This is a genomic window from Fredinandcohnia onubensis, from assembly GCF_002734215.1.
GTDB classification, from domain to species: Bacteria; Bacillota; Bacilli; order Bacillales; family Bacillaceae_L; genus Ferdinandcohnia; species Ferdinandcohnia onubensis.
The window spans coordinates 408,131-423,360 of sequence record NZ_NSEB01000004.1 but is presented as its reverse complement, the minus strand read 5'-3'; the positions used below and the strand labels follow the sequence as shown (position 1 = coordinate 423,360).

Sequence of the window (15,230 nt, the reverse complement as noted above, 5' to 3'; positions counted from 1 at the left end):
CTAAACAAATACTACATGTTATAATTTGGAAAAAGAATTGAATCAAAGGAGATGTTTTATGATAAAAAGGGGAATCTTCATTTTAATTTTTGCTTCCATTTTGTTAGCTTCATGCAACAAGCAAACTACTACACCACCAAGTCACAGTCAATCTATCGATCATACGGAAGGGTGCCTCAATGGGGAAGTGATTGAATGGGTGGATGTCTTGATGATCAACGATATAAAATACGAACACCATTTTCCGGATGCTTCAGATGAACAAAGTTCGATCATTGAAAAAGGAGAAAAACTTGGAAATGTCTCGTTCATGATGAGTGAGCTTGCCTGCAGTGATCATGTAATGAAAAATGGAGATGCGACTTATTTACCTGAAGAAACCTCAATTTACGAAGTAAAAGGGTATCCTTCCTCTTTCATCGTAACTGCGGGGGATGATGTGTTTGTTGTGGATGAAAACAAGAAAGCCAAAACGGCTGGCGAGCTTTATCCATTAGATGGACTGGTAAAAAACATACATTTCGAAAGCACCGAAGACGGTAGCCGCCTACATACTTTTTCAACTGAATCAAAGAAACAATTTATTGAGGCATGGTATCCGTTGGTTTTAGGTGATTTAAATACATTATATAAAACGGGCAAATTTGAAGGTGAGCGTGTTTTTATAGAAATAGAGCTTACTAATGGAGTATCCTTCCGACTACTCTATTGGTTGGATTCAAACACCTTTCATAGAGGGGCCATTGGAAATGATGAGATCCAAACAGTCATTGTTTCAGAGTTGGAAAAGTTAGATAAAAATAAATGACCTAGATTCAATGAAAAAAGTCCTTCATCATCTCGATGAAGGACTTTTTTTTCCCACTCTTTTCCCCATATTTCTCGCATACATGAATCCTACTCCCAACGATAGGATATCCGCAACGATGATAATAGCGGAATCCGCATATCCTTTATAAATAGACGCAACGATAAGGGCAACTGCAAGTAAAAAACCCACATAATGATTATAGGTCACTCTTGTAAAGAAAACGACGAGTACACCCGGAAGGATGAGCGCCAGCAATATTTTTAATAGCATTAAATTCGTATCCTTTCAATTTCATATCTTCAATATAGCAAAACGAATTAAGGAATTCACGTGATTACTCCTGCTATTTAAACAATTCCGGATAGAATCCTTTTGCCAATGTTTCGACTGCATACGCCATACGGTTTCCTGGTAATACACTCTCTAATGAAATAACAACAAACTTTTCATTTTTAACACTTTCAAGTTGCGAAAGAGCTGGGTCATTTTTGATATCCTTTATTTTTTGCTCAATTGAAGGAGCATCATAATCGTGAATCAGAATGACATCTGGCTGCCTTGAAAGTACTTCTTCGTAGCTAACTGTGGTCCATTGCTTGTCTGTGATATCATTAAAAATATTTTGGCCACCTGCTAACTCTATTAATAACGTTTCAAAGTTTGTGCTACCCGCGGTGAAAACGCCATTTCCACCACTGTCATATACTAGTACATCAACCGGCTCATGATTAGCCCGTTTCTCCTGCACACTAGCAATTCGTGCCTTTTGCTCTTCAATAAATGCCTCTGCTCGATCTTTAATGTCAAAAATCTTACCGATATCACGTATTTCCTGATAAATTTCATCCATTGATGTGGCTTTATTCATATATACGTTGATTCCATAGCTTTCAAGCTCATCGACGTCTAGGCCTTCACTTCCAAATTCCCAATCGATACCGTAAATAAAATCTGCTCCACTTGTTAATACAGCTTCCCTTGTTGCAGAACCGTATGTAAGCTCAGGAATTTTCTCATAATCGTCCTGGTATTCAGGCAAAGCACCGCGGCTATGATTGTCCAAGCTATTTCCAATTACATAATCAGAGAGTCCTAATGCGATAAATAATTCGGTTGCATTCGGTCCTAAAGTTAACACTTTTGAAGGTTTCTCAGTAAATTCTACTTCTCTGCCATAATTATCAATGACTAGAGCTTCCTTAGACTTAGTAACGGAGCCATCCTCTGTATCCGAGCCACATCCCGCTAATACCAAAACAAGAATCCCTGCCAATAGCAAAACTAGTTTTTTCATTTTAATTTTCTCCTTCTAGCAAACTGACGGGTAAATAGGTAATCGTCACCTTTTTTGTAGTTGGATGAATCGCTACATCAGACCTAACCCCATAGATTTCGTAAATCGTTTCGGGCGTTAAAACTTCTTCAGGAGTTCCTGCCATTAATATACGCCCATCCTTGACAACATAAAGTCGGTCGCAATAAAGAGCAGCAAGGTTTAAATCATGGATGGCCGATAAGACCGTTACACCTAGCCCTTTAATCAAATCAAAAATTTGTAGCTGATGCTGGATATCCAAGTGGTTTGTTGGTTCATCTAGTAGTAATAAATCCGTTTGCTGAGCAAGCACTCTACCTAGTAAGACGCGTTGCTTTTCCCCGCCTGATAGATTGATATAATTGCGTTTCTCCATATCAGTCATACCAATTTGCTCAATTGCATTTGCGACAATTTCTTTATCTTTTCTACTGTCACCATCAAAAAATCCTTTGTATGGACTTCTCCCCATTGCGATGATTTCTTCGACCTTAAAATCAAATGGGATGACATTTTCTTGTCCGACGACACCGATTTTTTTGGCTGCCGCTTTAGGGTTCATTTTATAAACATTTTCTCCATCTAAAAAAACAACACCAGAATCGGGCTTAAGCCCACGATACAGGTTTTTTAAGAGAGTCGATTTCCCACTTCCGTTTGGTCCGATGATTCCGACAAATTCACCTTCAGAAACATGCAAATTCATATCTTCAATAATATGTTTTTCATTCAATGAAAAATTTAAATTCTCAACCAGTAGTTTCAATTTTTCACCTCATTACTTTTTCGTTTTTAATAACCAAATAAAGAATGGCCCTCCGACTAATGCGGTTAATATCCCAATTGGCAATTCCTCAGGTGCTATCACCATTCGAGCTGCAACATCTGTCCACACGACAAAGATTCCACCGAGTAAGGCACTTACAGGAAGAACTCGCTTATGATCCGAACCAACGAGTAGTCTTGTAATATGCGGAACCATTAACCCGATAAATCCAATTGAGCCACTCACCGCTATCGTGACTCCAGCTAAAAGCGAGGCAACAAGGATCAACAGTTTATGTAATCTCCCCACATTAAAGCCTAATGTTCCCGCTGTTTCGTCACCGAAAAGTAAGGCATTGAGAGCACGATATTGGCTCATTAAAACAATCATACAAAGCACTGCCACTATAAGTGGTAGCGTTAAATAGCCCCATTTTGCTCCCGCCAAGCTTCCTGACATCCAAAAGGTGGCATTATGTAAGCCTAATGCATTCGGAGCACTTAGCGTAATCGTTCTTGTCAATGCATCCATCATCAGTGCGATCGCAACACCTGAAAGCAAGAGGTGAGTGACATTGATTCTTCCGTTCACCCTTGAAAGGGTATAGACTAAAATGATCGTCACAGCAGCGCCAATAAACGCACTGATGGAAAGTGAATAAGTACCAAAAATTGAAAAGGCACCAAATAACATACCTAAAGTTGCCGTTACAGATGCACCTGATGAGACGCCGAGAATGAATGGGTCTGCAAGATGGTTACGAACCAATGCCTGCATAACAACCCCTGTTATCGCTAATGAAGCACCAACAATCATTCCTAATAACACTCTAGGTAAGCGCAGGCCCCAAACGATATTATACTCAACCTGTGTCCAATTATTTTCAATAGTGAAAAAGGGAAGTTTGGAGAAAAGAATTTCGATGACCGTGAGCGGATGAACAGAGACAGGCCCTATACCGATTGAGAAGAGAATAGAAAGAGTGCTTACTATAAACAGTAGTAATGTAATAATCTTCATATTCGGTTCATCTTGATTGAAGATCTGTTGAATATAATTCCTTTTCATACCAATTCCTTTCTACAAAACATGAACGCCCAGAGAAGTATTCTGAGCGTTTGAGAGTCATGTTTTTACACACCTTTATAGTCATTGCTTTCAAAGAGGTCGATGAGTTCAATGTCCTTGTTTTTATCTTGGAAATAACGATACGTAAAGTCGTTTTCAAATAACACGACATATCGGTCGCTACGGTCCCGAACAAGTAGACTTCTTGAATCAAATAGACGAGTATCTACATCTTTATTGCCAATCCATCTTGGGATTCTGTTTCCAAGTGAAGTGAACTCAACAGAGACATTATATTCTCCCTCTAATCGATATTCAAACACATCATATTGAAGTTGACCAACCGCACCAAGAATGAACTCATCACTTGATTCCTGTCTGAATAATTGAATTGCCCCTTCTTGAACGAGCTGTTCTATACCTTTTCTAAATTGCTTTGCCTTCATTACGTTCTTCACGCGAACTTTACGATACATTTCAGGTGGGAACACAGGTAGTTCCTGATAATGCATATCTTCTTTACCTGCTGTAAGGGTATCACCGATTTGGTAGACATTTGGATCATAAATACCAATAATATCACCAGGATATGCCTCATCTACTGTTTCACGACTTGCTGCCATAAACTGCTGAGTTTGATTCAGCTTGATTGATTTTCCTGTACGAGTGATGTTGACACTCATTCCACGTTCAAACTTCCCTGAGCAGACGCGTAGGAATGCAATTCGGTCGCGGTGCTTCGTGTTCATGTTTGCTTGGATTTTGAAAATATAACCTGAAAACGTTTCGTCCTCTGGTGGAATTAAGCCAAGATTTGTTTTACGTGGCTTCGGTTCTGAAGCAAATTGTAAAAATGTATTAAAAAACGTTTCTACACCAAAGTTTGCGAGCGCACTACCAAAGAATACAGGCGTAAGGTCACCTTTGGCTACACGTTCCACATCAAAGTCATTTCCTGCTTCGTCCAATAAAAGTAACTCATCTTGTGTACTTTCATAAATCGGACTATCTGTAATCCCAGGATGCTTGCCGTCCTCTAGCTCCTGTAATGAAATGATTTTTTCATCTTCATTTCCAGTAAAATGTACAAATTGATTGTTGTAACGATCGACAATCCCTAAGAATCGTTTCCCCATTCCAACTGGCCAGTTCATTGGATAAGATTCAATACCAAGAACCTCTTCAATTTCGGCTAAGAGTTCAAGTGGATCTTTTCCTTCACGGTCAAGCTTATTGATGAATGTAAAAATTGGAATGCCTCTCATGCGACAAACTTTAAATAGTTTAATCGTTTGGGGCTCGACACCCTTCGTGGAGTCGATGATCATCACAACACTGTCCACAGCTGTTAACGTACGATAGGTGTCCTCACTAAAGTCCTCGTGACCTGGTGTATCAAGAATATTGACATAGAAGTCTTCGTATGGAAAACTCATCACACTTGATGTAACTGAAATCCCACGTTGTTTTTCAATCTCCATCCAGTCCGACGCAGCAAATTTTCCTGATTTTTTTCCTTTTACCGTACCTGTTTCACGAATTACATTACCAAAATATAATAATTTCTCAGTCATCGTTGTTTTACCAGCATCCGGGTGAGAGATGATGGCAAACGTTCTTCGTTTTTGAACTTCATCTATATAGCTCATGCAAATTATCCTTCCGTTATCACAGATTGTATCTAAAAAAATATATCACAATTAAAAAGGAACTACAACGAGAATTGATTCCAGTTACTCATAGGAAAATTTCGAAAATAGAGCAATTCTGTGATTTAAATCACAGAATCCTATTTGGGTTCGCACTATACTAAAGATAGAAATAGAAAAAAACTATAATGAGGTGAAGGTTACATGTTTGTAGCATATTTTCTTGTTTTTAGTATTATTCTAGTATGTGTCGGTTTTGCAGTCCAAATTATGAACGGTGTAAAAGAATTAGATAAAAATTCAGTAGATCAATAATGTAGAAAAAGAAAACGGGAGAACTAGTTATTCAACTAGTATCTCCCATTTTTTCGTCATCAATTAAAGGAACCCTTCCATTCTATAGCAACCCGGCCACCATAGAGGAATCCTCCTTAGGCCCGTGGCTTTGCGTCATTGTCTTTCAACAATTTTGCCTTTTGTATAGTTTGGTTTTTATCAATGATGTATTTATTTCACTGCTTTACTCATACGCTGGTATTTACGTTGGATGCTAATTGGGCTACGGTTTAGTCTTTTTCCAATGTCGGAAAATGGAGTACCTGTTGCCACAAGCTCAATCATGGAGTTAATTTCTACTGTTGTCCACGCTCGGTAATTGACCCTCTTTTGCTTTGAACGCTCTCCTTCCACCCAACATGGCTCAGGAACGATTGCATTTTTTTCAATTTTTGAGAAGTCAATTCGGCTTTTGTTATTCTTTGCCCAATCCCAAAAATCCTCGGGTTTAATAAAGTAAAATTTTCGTGTATTTCGCGTTGCCTTTTTTGTGTACCTTAGTCCATGGTTATCAATCCATAGCTTTACAGACTTTGGATCAATTTTTAATAGAGTTGCCAATTCATGCATTGTCAATTGACCGGTAAAGGATTTCGTGTTTGAAAGCCCTAATCTTTTAATCTTTAACTCAACTGCCGTTTCCGTCCTATAAAGGTGATTAGCAATGGTAGAGATTTTCATACGGCCTACATTGTCCTTTAAAAACTCTATTTCTTCATATGTCCATGTTCTCTTCTTCAAATCAAAAATCCCCTTTTCATTCTTAATAGCACTAAGAATGAAAGGCCTTTTGATGACATACTCTTATCATATCATACTATTGAACTAAAAATACACTAACAATTTTATTTTCTCTAGTATTGTCAAGTGCTTTTTATACTTTTTATAGTTTACAAGTATTTCTATGTATCCTCTGGATTAGTAACTTCCTTATTTTTGAAGCATAAGCTTCATCGCATGAATTTGGCCTAAATGGTAGGCAATATGGAAGAGAGCTAGGTTCGTTATTTCACCAAAGGTTTCAAGCCCAAGAAAGGGTTGTTTCAACCTTTCGTCAAAACGTTCAACAGGGATTTGCTGTATTCTAGCTACCTGTTCGGTAAATTGATCTACTAGATCTGTTATTGAGGGAATTTCTCCATTCCAGTCTGCGGGACTAGTTCCTTTGGCAAAGAGGTTCAAATAATTTTCCGGTAGATAAGTAGACTTCTTCGGATAGCCAAACATAAATTGCTCATTGACAGTAACGAGATGACCTACATGCCAAAGGATTGTATTATTAAAACCGTCCGGTTGAATGGATACTATGTCGTCCGCTACATCTTCCAAATCTCCAAGAAAACGACCCTTTAACAATTCAAATTGCATCAATAAATAGTGACTCATTGTAAATTCCTCCTGGTTTTTAAGTGGTAGTAATCTATATGGTATTTGATGTTATTTGAGACCAGATTATTGCGTTTATAAATAATCTGGTCTCATATTCATTTGAAAGCATTTTATAATAAATGAGTGATATTTAGGTAATAGTTAGTACCACGCATAATTCCTATGGTCTAGTATCTTTTTATATCTATTTAAATTTGCTGTCACTAACCAATACACGCTGTCGTTTCCCGGGAAATGGTGTCGGCAATAGAAAAAAATGTCGGAATGATTTCCGACGCAAACAGACCCAAATCTGATTCGATTTGGGCCCTTTATGTCAATTATTCAATTCCAGTCGTATTACTTGTTAGGGTTAATGAAGCTGTTTCGAGATTTCCACCTCGATAGAAAGTTAATTCAATTTGATCGCCTATTTTTACTTTTGAATATAAATATTTACGAAGGTCCATTGAGCTTTTAACTTCAGTATCATTGATTTTTACGATGACATCTGTCATTTTCAAGCCAGCTTTTTCTGCTGCAGAATTTTGCGCAACACTCGTTACAATGACTCCTTCCTTAACGTCATTTGGAAGGTCAGCGTAATACATTCTTGGAACTTCCGCTAGGTCCGCTAAACCGATGCCGATAAATGGACGCTCAATTTTACCATTTTCAATCAGACTGTTAATAATCGGAACAACATCATTACTTGGGATCGCGAAGCCTAATCCTTCTACCCCGCTGTTCGCAATCTTTAAGCTGTTAATTCCAATCACTTGTCCTTGTGTATTTAAAAGAGCACCACCACTGTTACCTGGATTAATGGCCGCATCTGTCTGAATAACGTTTAGTTCCCAGCTACCTGCAGAGGTATCTACCGAAATACTTCGATCTTTTGCACTTACAATCCCAGATGTAACGGTTCTTGATAAATCAAGTCCAAGAGGGTTCCCAATCGCAAACACCTGATCACCAGGTCTTAGTGTGCCTGAATCACCAAATGGAAGAACCGCCTCGACATGTTTAGAATCTATTTCTAAAACGGCTAAATCGGTTAATGGATCTGTACCAATCAACTTAGCCATTGTTTTTTCACCATTTTGAAGAGAGATTTCTACCTCATTTGCATTTTCAATAACGTGGTTATTCGTTACAATATAAGCTTTATCTCCATCTTTTTGAAATATAACCCCGGAGCCAGTACCGCTAGGAATATTTTGTGAGTTGCTTCGGTTAAAAGGATTTTGTTGAGATTGCATACTTGTGATTCCCACGATCCCTTTTGATGCTTCTTCCACCATATCGGCGATAGAAGACGCCGAGTCAGAAACTGCGGTTGATTGGATTTTCACCGGTCCAGATGCTTCAATAACCTCAGAGTTCTGCTCTGTTGCAGGAGAATCTGAATTGAAATATCCCTGGAGACCGTCAATATGTGGTGCAACTCCAAGCGTTAATGCCGAACCAAGGACACCTGCAGACACCATGGACAAAAAGCTTTTCATTTTTGAGTTTGACTTTTTCTCTTTTGGCCTTGATGCACGAAGTGTCGATTCTTCGGTAACCGCTGTTTGCTGAGATGTTGCCTCAATAACTTCTGAATTCTGAACGGTTTCAGTTTGAGCGTGTTCAAGTTGTGTTGGTTCAATGTCGATATGTTCTACCTCTGGTTTCAAATCCATTTTTTCCTGCTCCGACTGAATCTCTGTAGAATCGCTTTCCTTATTATCTAGGTTGTTAGATTGATCATCTGTATGTTTAAATTCATCAAAACGTTTATCGTTTTCCATTATGAATTCCTCCTTGACTTACTCCTTATTTATATCATAGTCAAAAATTATGAACAAAATATTAACAAACCTTGAAAAGAAGTGGAAAAATAAACGAAAATCCACCATAATTATGATGGATTACGTTAATGGAAATCGAATTTCAAACTTGGTTCCTTTTCCTTTTTCACTCGTTACCTTAATTTGTCCATCATGAAGCTGGACCAACTGTTTTACGATCGAAAGCCCTAGGCCAAATTGACCAAATAGTGTACCCGTTCGAGAGACATCAGCTTTGTAAAAACGATGCCAAATATTTTCTATTTCCGCTGGGTCAATACCGACACCCGTATCTTCAATTTCGATAATTGTTTCAGACTCTCCTACTTTTCCACGAATCCAAATAGTTCCATTATCAGTAAACTGGATACTGTTTTTTGTGATATTAATTAGAATCTGTATTAAACGGTCGTAATCTGCTGTAATCATTAAACCGTTAGGAACTTCAATCATGATTTGATCATTTTTTTCTTCTGCTTGAGGTTCTAATGTGTCTTTAACAACCTCAAGCACTTCAATTAGTTCGATTGTTTCCTTTTGAAGCGTAACCTGATTGGAACGAATTTTTTCATAATCGAGATTTTCATTCACAAGACGAATAAGACGCTTTGTTTCCTGACTTACCAATTGAACGCCTTTTGCCTTTTCCTCATCTGGGATCAAGTCATTACTTAACCCTTCAATTACCCCACTAATCGTTGTGAGCGGAGTCCGTAATTCATGGGAAACATCGGCCATGAATTTCCGCCTTCTGCTTTCAAGGCTTTCAATTTCCTCCATTGATTGCTGCAAGCGCTGAGCCATTTCGTTGAAGTCCTTCGATAACTCACCAATCTCATCAAAATCAGATGAGGGTAATTTAATCGAATAATCTCCAGCAGAAATCATTGAGGTTGCTTTCCTTAAGCGTCTGATGCGCTTCACATGAACCGTCGACAAAATCCAACTCATTAAAATAGCTACAGCCAATGCTAAAAACATCGTATAAAATAAATACTGGTTAATATCATGAATCATTTCCTGTGTCCCGCTGATTGGTGACGCAAGCAGGACCCCGCCGACAAATGTTTGCCCCACCATATAAGGCATGACAATAAATGTCACTTCTTGCTCAAATCGCTTATAATCCTGTTTGACTGACACGATATGCCCACTTCGGACCTTGTCCCATTCCTTTTTTCTTAACTCCACTTGTGGTACAAATCCACCAACATTACTCAGGCTTACTCCATCTTCATCAAATACAGTAAATAAAATATTTCGCTCCCCCAGCATGTTTGAGTATTGACGAATTAATGAATCTACATTAGATGTACGCCTAATATCAGAAATGATGTTTTCACCATAAGTGGTCAGTTCTTCGACCTTTTCTTCGAAGACGAGGTTCCCAACGTAATGCGCGAACACAATACTTAAGATAACAAACGCAACCACAATCACACTTATGTGACTAACAAGCTGCTGAAACATGTACCGAAATTTCATTTGTCTTCCTCAACGGTCTCATCAAATTTATAGCCAACACCCCATACTGTATGGAAAAATGGCTGATTCGTAGTACCTAACTTTTTTCGGAGTCGCTTTATATGTACGTCGACCGTGCGCTCGTCTCCATAAAATTGATAACCCCACACGCGATCTAATAACTGTTCTCTAGAAAATACCTGTTTCGGATGCTGCGCAAAATAATACAATAAATCAAATTCCTTAGGCGTTAAATTCGTGATTGACTTCCCATTCAGAATAACTTCCCTTGTAATTTTATTTATTTTAAAATGTTCTGTTTGAAGTGTTCCCGTTTCTACTTCCTCTGTAGGCTTGCTATTGTAGCGTCTTGTGACCGCCTTTATTCGTGCCATTAAGGCAAGTGGGCTAAATGGCTTTGTAACATAGTCATCTGCACCCATCTCAAGGCCCAATACCTGATCAGACTCACTATCCTTTGCGGTAAGCATAATAATCGGAACCGAGCTTTTTTCTTCGCGAATTTTTCGGCAAATGGTCACGCCATCCATACTAGGAAGCATCCAGTCCACAATGATTAAATCCCAATTTTCTTCTTTAAATCGGTTATAACCCTTTTGTCCATCATGGACGAATTCACCCTGAATACCTTCCTTTGAAAAAAACATTTCTATCATCGAACAAACACTCTCATTGTCTTCTATAACAAGAACTCTCATTTCTCCATCTCCTAATAAAAAACCGTAGATACTTTTATTTTACTATACAAAAACCGGATTTTAAAAATGGAGTGCCTATTTTTTTACAAGCACTTGTTCACGCCCATAACTGTCTATATAGTGCAGTTTTATTTTATGATTACCCAACTCAAATAGTAAAGTTTCATATAAAAGCTCTGCTTGATACGAGATTTGATTATTTTCCACTTTAACAAGATTAATAGGATAAGTATATGAAACACTATACTTTTTTGGTGCATGTAAAAATAAAGAATTTTTACCGTTTGTTTCAATGGTTAGCTTTGTATTCTCGTTTTCATAAACACCTAATAATTGTGTAGTGTCAAACTCTTCATTATTCACTTGCTGGGTCTCGATAAGATGAACATCCTTGCCGAAAACAATATTCTTAAGATCACTGCTTATTTTCTCGACGGGTGTAAGATTCAAATTTGATAATACAATGATCGTTACATCTTCATTTACGTACAAATAAAAATCACTTACAAAGCCGTTGATATCCCCAGAATGACATGCGACCTTTTCTTGTGCATCTAATAAAAACCAGCCATATCCATAGCCATCGAGGTACGGAGTAAACATTCGATCGATAAGTTCTTTTCCTAAAATGTTGCCTTTACGTAATGCCTGACTCCACTTAAATAAATCCTCAACCGTAGAGTATAAGCCATATGCTCCCAGTGGAAATGACATATCGATAAATTCGGTATGTATAAGTGTTTTATGAATGGTGTGACCCTTTGCTAAAAATGGAATAATTGTTCTGCCATCATCAACACCTGAATCCTTCATTCCAATTGGCTGAAATATTGTTTTTTCTAGAAAGGTAGAGTAGGATTCCCCTGAATTTTTTTCAATAAGAGCTGTTAAAACTAGATAACCAGTATTACAATATTCCATTCTCTCACCTGGTTTGAACTCGAGGGGTAAGTCTTTAATCGATTTTAATACTTGTTCCAGGTTGGCCTGAAGCCTCATTGTTCTTGACCAATAGTCAGGTGAAGACGTAAAGTCAGGAATTCCAGATGTATGCGATAACAAGTGATGTATTGTTATATTTCTCCAACTTTTATAACTCGGTAAAAATGAGTCAACCGTATCTGTTAATGCAAGTTTTCCTTGCTCAACTAGCTTTAGAATAGCAAATGCAGTAAATGCCTTTGAAAGGGAGCCGATTCTAAATTTTGTTTTTGAAGTGGCTGGTACTTCGTATTGGAAACTGGCAAACCCATATCCTTCTGATAACAGTATTTTTCCTTTTTCAGCTACAAGTACAGCTCCATTAAAATAGCCATGATCTCCTAGTGAGTTCATATAGTTATCAAGTTTTTGTTGTGTCTCGTGACTCATAAAGCTCCTCCTATTTATGAAAGGGACTACGAAAACGTAGCCCCCCAAATATTAAACTCTCATTTCCCCATGCTCAATCGATGATTTTTCAATTTGTATGGTCGTATGTTCGATTTTGAATTTGTCACGTATTTTATCAATGGATTGCTGTAAAATTTCCTGGCTGTCATGGTCGTCTTTGATTAAAATATGACAAGTGAGCGAATCAATGCCTGATGTGATCGTCCAAATGTGAAGATCATGAACATCAATCACTCCTCCAATTTCTTCTAAGGTGGCCTTCACTTCTTTTTGATCAATCGTAATCGGCGTACCTTCCATTAAAATATGAATTGAATGTGTTAGCACACCCCATGCACTTTTTAAAATTAGGATTGCGACAACTACAGAAATAATTGGATCCGCTATATACCATTCAAACATCAGCATCAAGAGTCCCGCAATTATGGCACCTACTGATCCAAGTGCATCCCCAAGAACATGAAGGTATGCGCTCCTTAGATTAACGTTATTTTTTACATCGCCTTTACTAATCAGTGACCAAGCACTCAGTATATTCGCCAAAAGACCAATTCCAGCAATAATCATCATGGTTCCACTTGCTACAGTCGGAGGCTCGAAAAAACGCTGAAACGCCTCATAAACGATAAAACCTGCAATGACAAACAGTGTAACTGCATTAAAAAGGGCCGCTAAAATCTCAAATCGATAAAAGCCATAGGTCTTCTTCGGAGATGCAGGTCGTGTAGCAAACCAAAAGGCGACTAAGCTTAATGCTAATGAACTTGCATCACTTAGCATATGTCCTGAATCTGATAGTAAGGCTAAACTGTTTGTAATAAGACCACCGAAAAATTCCAGCAGCATGATTCCCGTCGTAATAATTAGAGCAATGAATAAACCTTTCTTATTTCCTTCTCTAACTTCATCAAAATGATGATGGTGATGGTGACCATAATGGTCGTGTCCGTGATGATCGTGACCGTGATGATGATGGTGATGTCCCATCATTTTCCCCTCCTATTCATGTTCAATATGATGAATGACTTGGTGAAGCAAAGTAATGACATGTTCATCATCATATGTATAAAGGAATGTATTCCCCTCGCGTCGGTATGTCACTAAGCGGAGATTTCGTAGTAGGCTGAGTTGATGGGATACCGCTGATTGTGACATTTCGAGGACTTCTGCAATATGGGTAACCGAACATTCCTCTTGTGATAATAAATAGAGAATTTTAATCCGCGTTGGATCCGCGAGTGCTTTAAAAATGCGTGATGCTTCGTCAATTGTAATTTGCGATAAAAAGGAATGATCTTTTTGTTCCACTATTTAACCCTTCTTTCTTAATTGTGATTGGTTACCTGAATATGCTGAGCTATGCATTTTGCATCATCGGCAACTCCCTGGAGTAAGGCTGAGCCTCTTCTCGTTTGCCAAGGTAATCCTAAAAATATAGACCCTTTATTTTTGTAATTCCTTTTATATGCTCTGGCTGACCGTTTTCTTGCAATGCGTTCGGGATTTGTAGCCACTGATAATTTGCTTTGAATCCTGTCGCCCAAACTACATTAGGAACGTTAAGGCTGCTTTTATCATCAAAAATAAATATATCTTCTTTTATAATAGTGGTTCTTGGTTTTATCGTAACTTTACCTGATTTGATGGCTGTCTTTAACTCAAATCCAAAAATCGGATCAGGACGTTTTTTTATTAAAGTACCTAGTTTGGATGTGGTACTAGCTTTGAGTATACCAAATTTATCAAACCACCAAAAAATGCTTTTTCCACCAAGGTCCTGCGGGATAAAGTTTAATTTTTGGCTAACCGAAAGATACACAGTCCGCTCTTTTGCTAACTCAACTCCAATTTGCGCACCAGAATTGGCTCCCCCCACGACCAATACAGGGCCATCTTTGAGTTGCGTTGGATTTTTATATTGTGATGAATGGATTTGAAATACTTGATTGGATAAGTTCTTTGCAAAACTTGGGATCGATGGCTCTTGAAATGGGCCAGTCGCAATTACTATATTTTTAGCACGGATTGTTTCTTTCGACGTTTCAATTTTAAAGCCATCTCCTACCTCTTTAACGCTTGTTACGATTGTATTTAGTTGGATTGGAAGCGAATGGTATGATGCGTATTTAGCTAAATAATCGGCAACCTCATCCTTTGTTGGGTAACCTTGCCTTGGACCTTTCATTTTGAAATCAGGAAGCTCACTATAAACTCTTGGTGTAAAAAGGGTTAGTGAATCATATCGATTTTTCCATGATTCCCCGATTTCCTTCGCTTTATCTATAAGTAGAAAGGATTGATTGGCTTGTTTTAAATAAAAACCTAGGGCTAAACCCGCTTGACCGGCTCCGATTATCACAACATCATACATACATATCCCTACTTCATTTAAAGTATATGAGCATATGCTCATATATAATATTAAGCTGATGTTTGAAAGGTGTCAATTATAATTGGAAAAATTTTGTGGGACAATGAACCTGTCCCTGTGTCCCATTAAAAAACCTGCA

Annotated in this window: 14 protein-coding genes, 1 pseudogene and 1 riboswitch; of the genes and pseudogenes, 1 reads left to right on the top strand and 14 read right to left on the bottom strand. The window is 38.1% G+C overall.

The genetic code is table 11. The annotated features are described in order from the left end of the window. The first annotated feature begins 58 nt into the window (after window positions 1–58). Window positions 59–808 (top strand): hypothetical protein, encoded by a 750-nt coding sequence (locus CKK03_RS05150; RefSeq protein ID WP_099361538.1) that lies wholly within the window; start codon window positions 59–61, stop codon window positions 806–808. A 27-nt stretch (window positions 809–835) separates the two neighbouring features. On the opposite strand, the gene CKK03_RS05145 is transcribed toward CKK03_RS05150, so the two are convergent. The 14 genes and pseudogenes from CKK03_RS05145 to CKK03_RS05080 form a co-directional block, all read right to left on the bottom strand. Further along, window positions 836–1,081 (bottom strand): CsbA family protein, encoded by a 246-nt coding sequence (locus CKK03_RS05145; RefSeq protein WP_099361537.1) that lies wholly within the window; start codon window positions 1,079–1,081, stop codon window positions 836–838. Between the two features lie 73 nt (window positions 1,082–1,154). After that, window positions 1,155–2,105 (bottom strand): ABC transporter substrate-binding protein, encoded by a 951-nt coding sequence (locus CKK03_RS05140; protein WP_099361536.1) that lies wholly within the window; start codon window positions 2,103–2,105, stop codon window positions 1,155–1,157. Between the two features lies 1 nt (window position 2,106). Then, window positions 2,107–2,892, bottom strand: a complete 786-nt coding sequence (locus CKK03_RS05135) for an ABC transporter ATP-binding protein (protein ID WP_099361535.1) — start codon at window positions 2,890–2,892, stop codon at window positions 2,107–2,109. Between the two features lie 12 nt (window positions 2,893–2,904). Further along, the gene (locus CKK03_RS05130; protein ID WP_099361534.1) at window positions 2,905–3,960 is read right to left on the bottom strand and encodes a FecCD family ABC transporter permease; all 1,056 of its coding nucleotides are present in this window, start codon (window positions 3,958–3,960) and stop codon (window positions 2,905–2,907) included. 65 nt (window positions 3,961–4,025) lie between these two features. After that, window positions 4,026–5,609, bottom strand: a complete 1,584-nt coding sequence (locus CKK03_RS05125) for a peptide chain release factor 3 (RefSeq protein ID WP_099352480.1) — start codon at window positions 5,607–5,609, stop codon at window positions 4,026–4,028. A 398-nt stretch (window positions 5,610–6,007) separates the two neighbouring features. After that, window positions 6,008–6,093: riboswitch (cyclic di-GMP riboswitch) on the bottom strand. Window positions 6,094–6,116: 23 nt separating this feature from the next. After that, entirely contained in the window at window positions 6,117–6,686 is a 570-nt protein-coding gene (locus tag CKK03_RS05120) for a DNA-binding protein (protein ID WP_099361533.1), read from the bottom strand. Between the two features lie 189 nt (window positions 6,687–6,875). Next, window positions 6,876–7,331: a DinB family protein gene (locus tag CKK03_RS05115; protein ID WP_099361532.1), complete on the bottom strand. Its 456-nt coding sequence runs from the start codon at window positions 7,329–7,331 to the stop codon at window positions 6,876–6,878. 323 nt (window positions 7,332–7,654) lie between these two features. Continuing rightward, entirely contained in the window at window positions 7,655–9,106 is a 1,452-nt protein-coding gene (locus CKK03_RS05110; protein ID WP_180271158.1) for a S1C family serine protease, read from the bottom strand. Window positions 9,107–9,226: 120 nt separating this feature from the next. Beyond that, window positions 9,227–10,630 (bottom strand): sensor histidine kinase, encoded by a 1,404-nt coding sequence (locus CKK03_RS05105; RefSeq protein WP_099361531.1) that lies wholly within the window; start codon window positions 10,628–10,630, stop codon window positions 9,227–9,229. Beyond that, on the bottom strand, window positions 10,627–11,328 hold the full coding sequence (locus CKK03_RS05100) for a response regulator transcription factor (protein WP_099361530.1): 702 nt from the start codon (window positions 11,326–11,328) through the stop codon (window positions 10,627–10,629). The genes CKK03_RS05105 and CKK03_RS05100 overlap by 4 nt, the downstream gene beginning before the upstream one ends. Window positions 11,329–11,403: 75 nt before the next feature. Next, the gene (locus tag CKK03_RS05095) at window positions 11,404–12,699 is read right to left on the bottom strand and encodes a serine hydrolase domain-containing protein (RefSeq protein WP_099361529.1); all 1,296 of its coding nucleotides are present in this window, start codon (window positions 12,697–12,699) and stop codon (window positions 11,404–11,406) included. A 51-nt stretch (window positions 12,700–12,750) separates the two neighbouring features. Then, window positions 12,751–13,707: a cation diffusion facilitator family transporter gene (locus CKK03_RS05090; protein ID WP_099361528.1), complete on the bottom strand. Its 957-nt coding sequence runs from the start codon at window positions 13,705–13,707 to the stop codon at window positions 12,751–12,753. Window positions 13,708–13,719: 12 nt separating this feature from the next. Further along, window positions 13,720–14,028 (bottom strand): ArsR/SmtB family transcription factor, encoded by a 309-nt coding sequence (locus CKK03_RS05085; protein ID WP_099361527.1) that lies wholly within the window; start codon window positions 14,026–14,028, stop codon window positions 13,720–13,722. A gap of 17 nt (window positions 14,029–14,045) precedes the next feature. Further along, window positions 14,046–15,091 (bottom strand): annotated as a pseudogene (locus tag CKK03_RS05080) (flavin-containing monooxygenase). Window positions 15,092–15,230 lie beyond the last annotated feature (139 nt).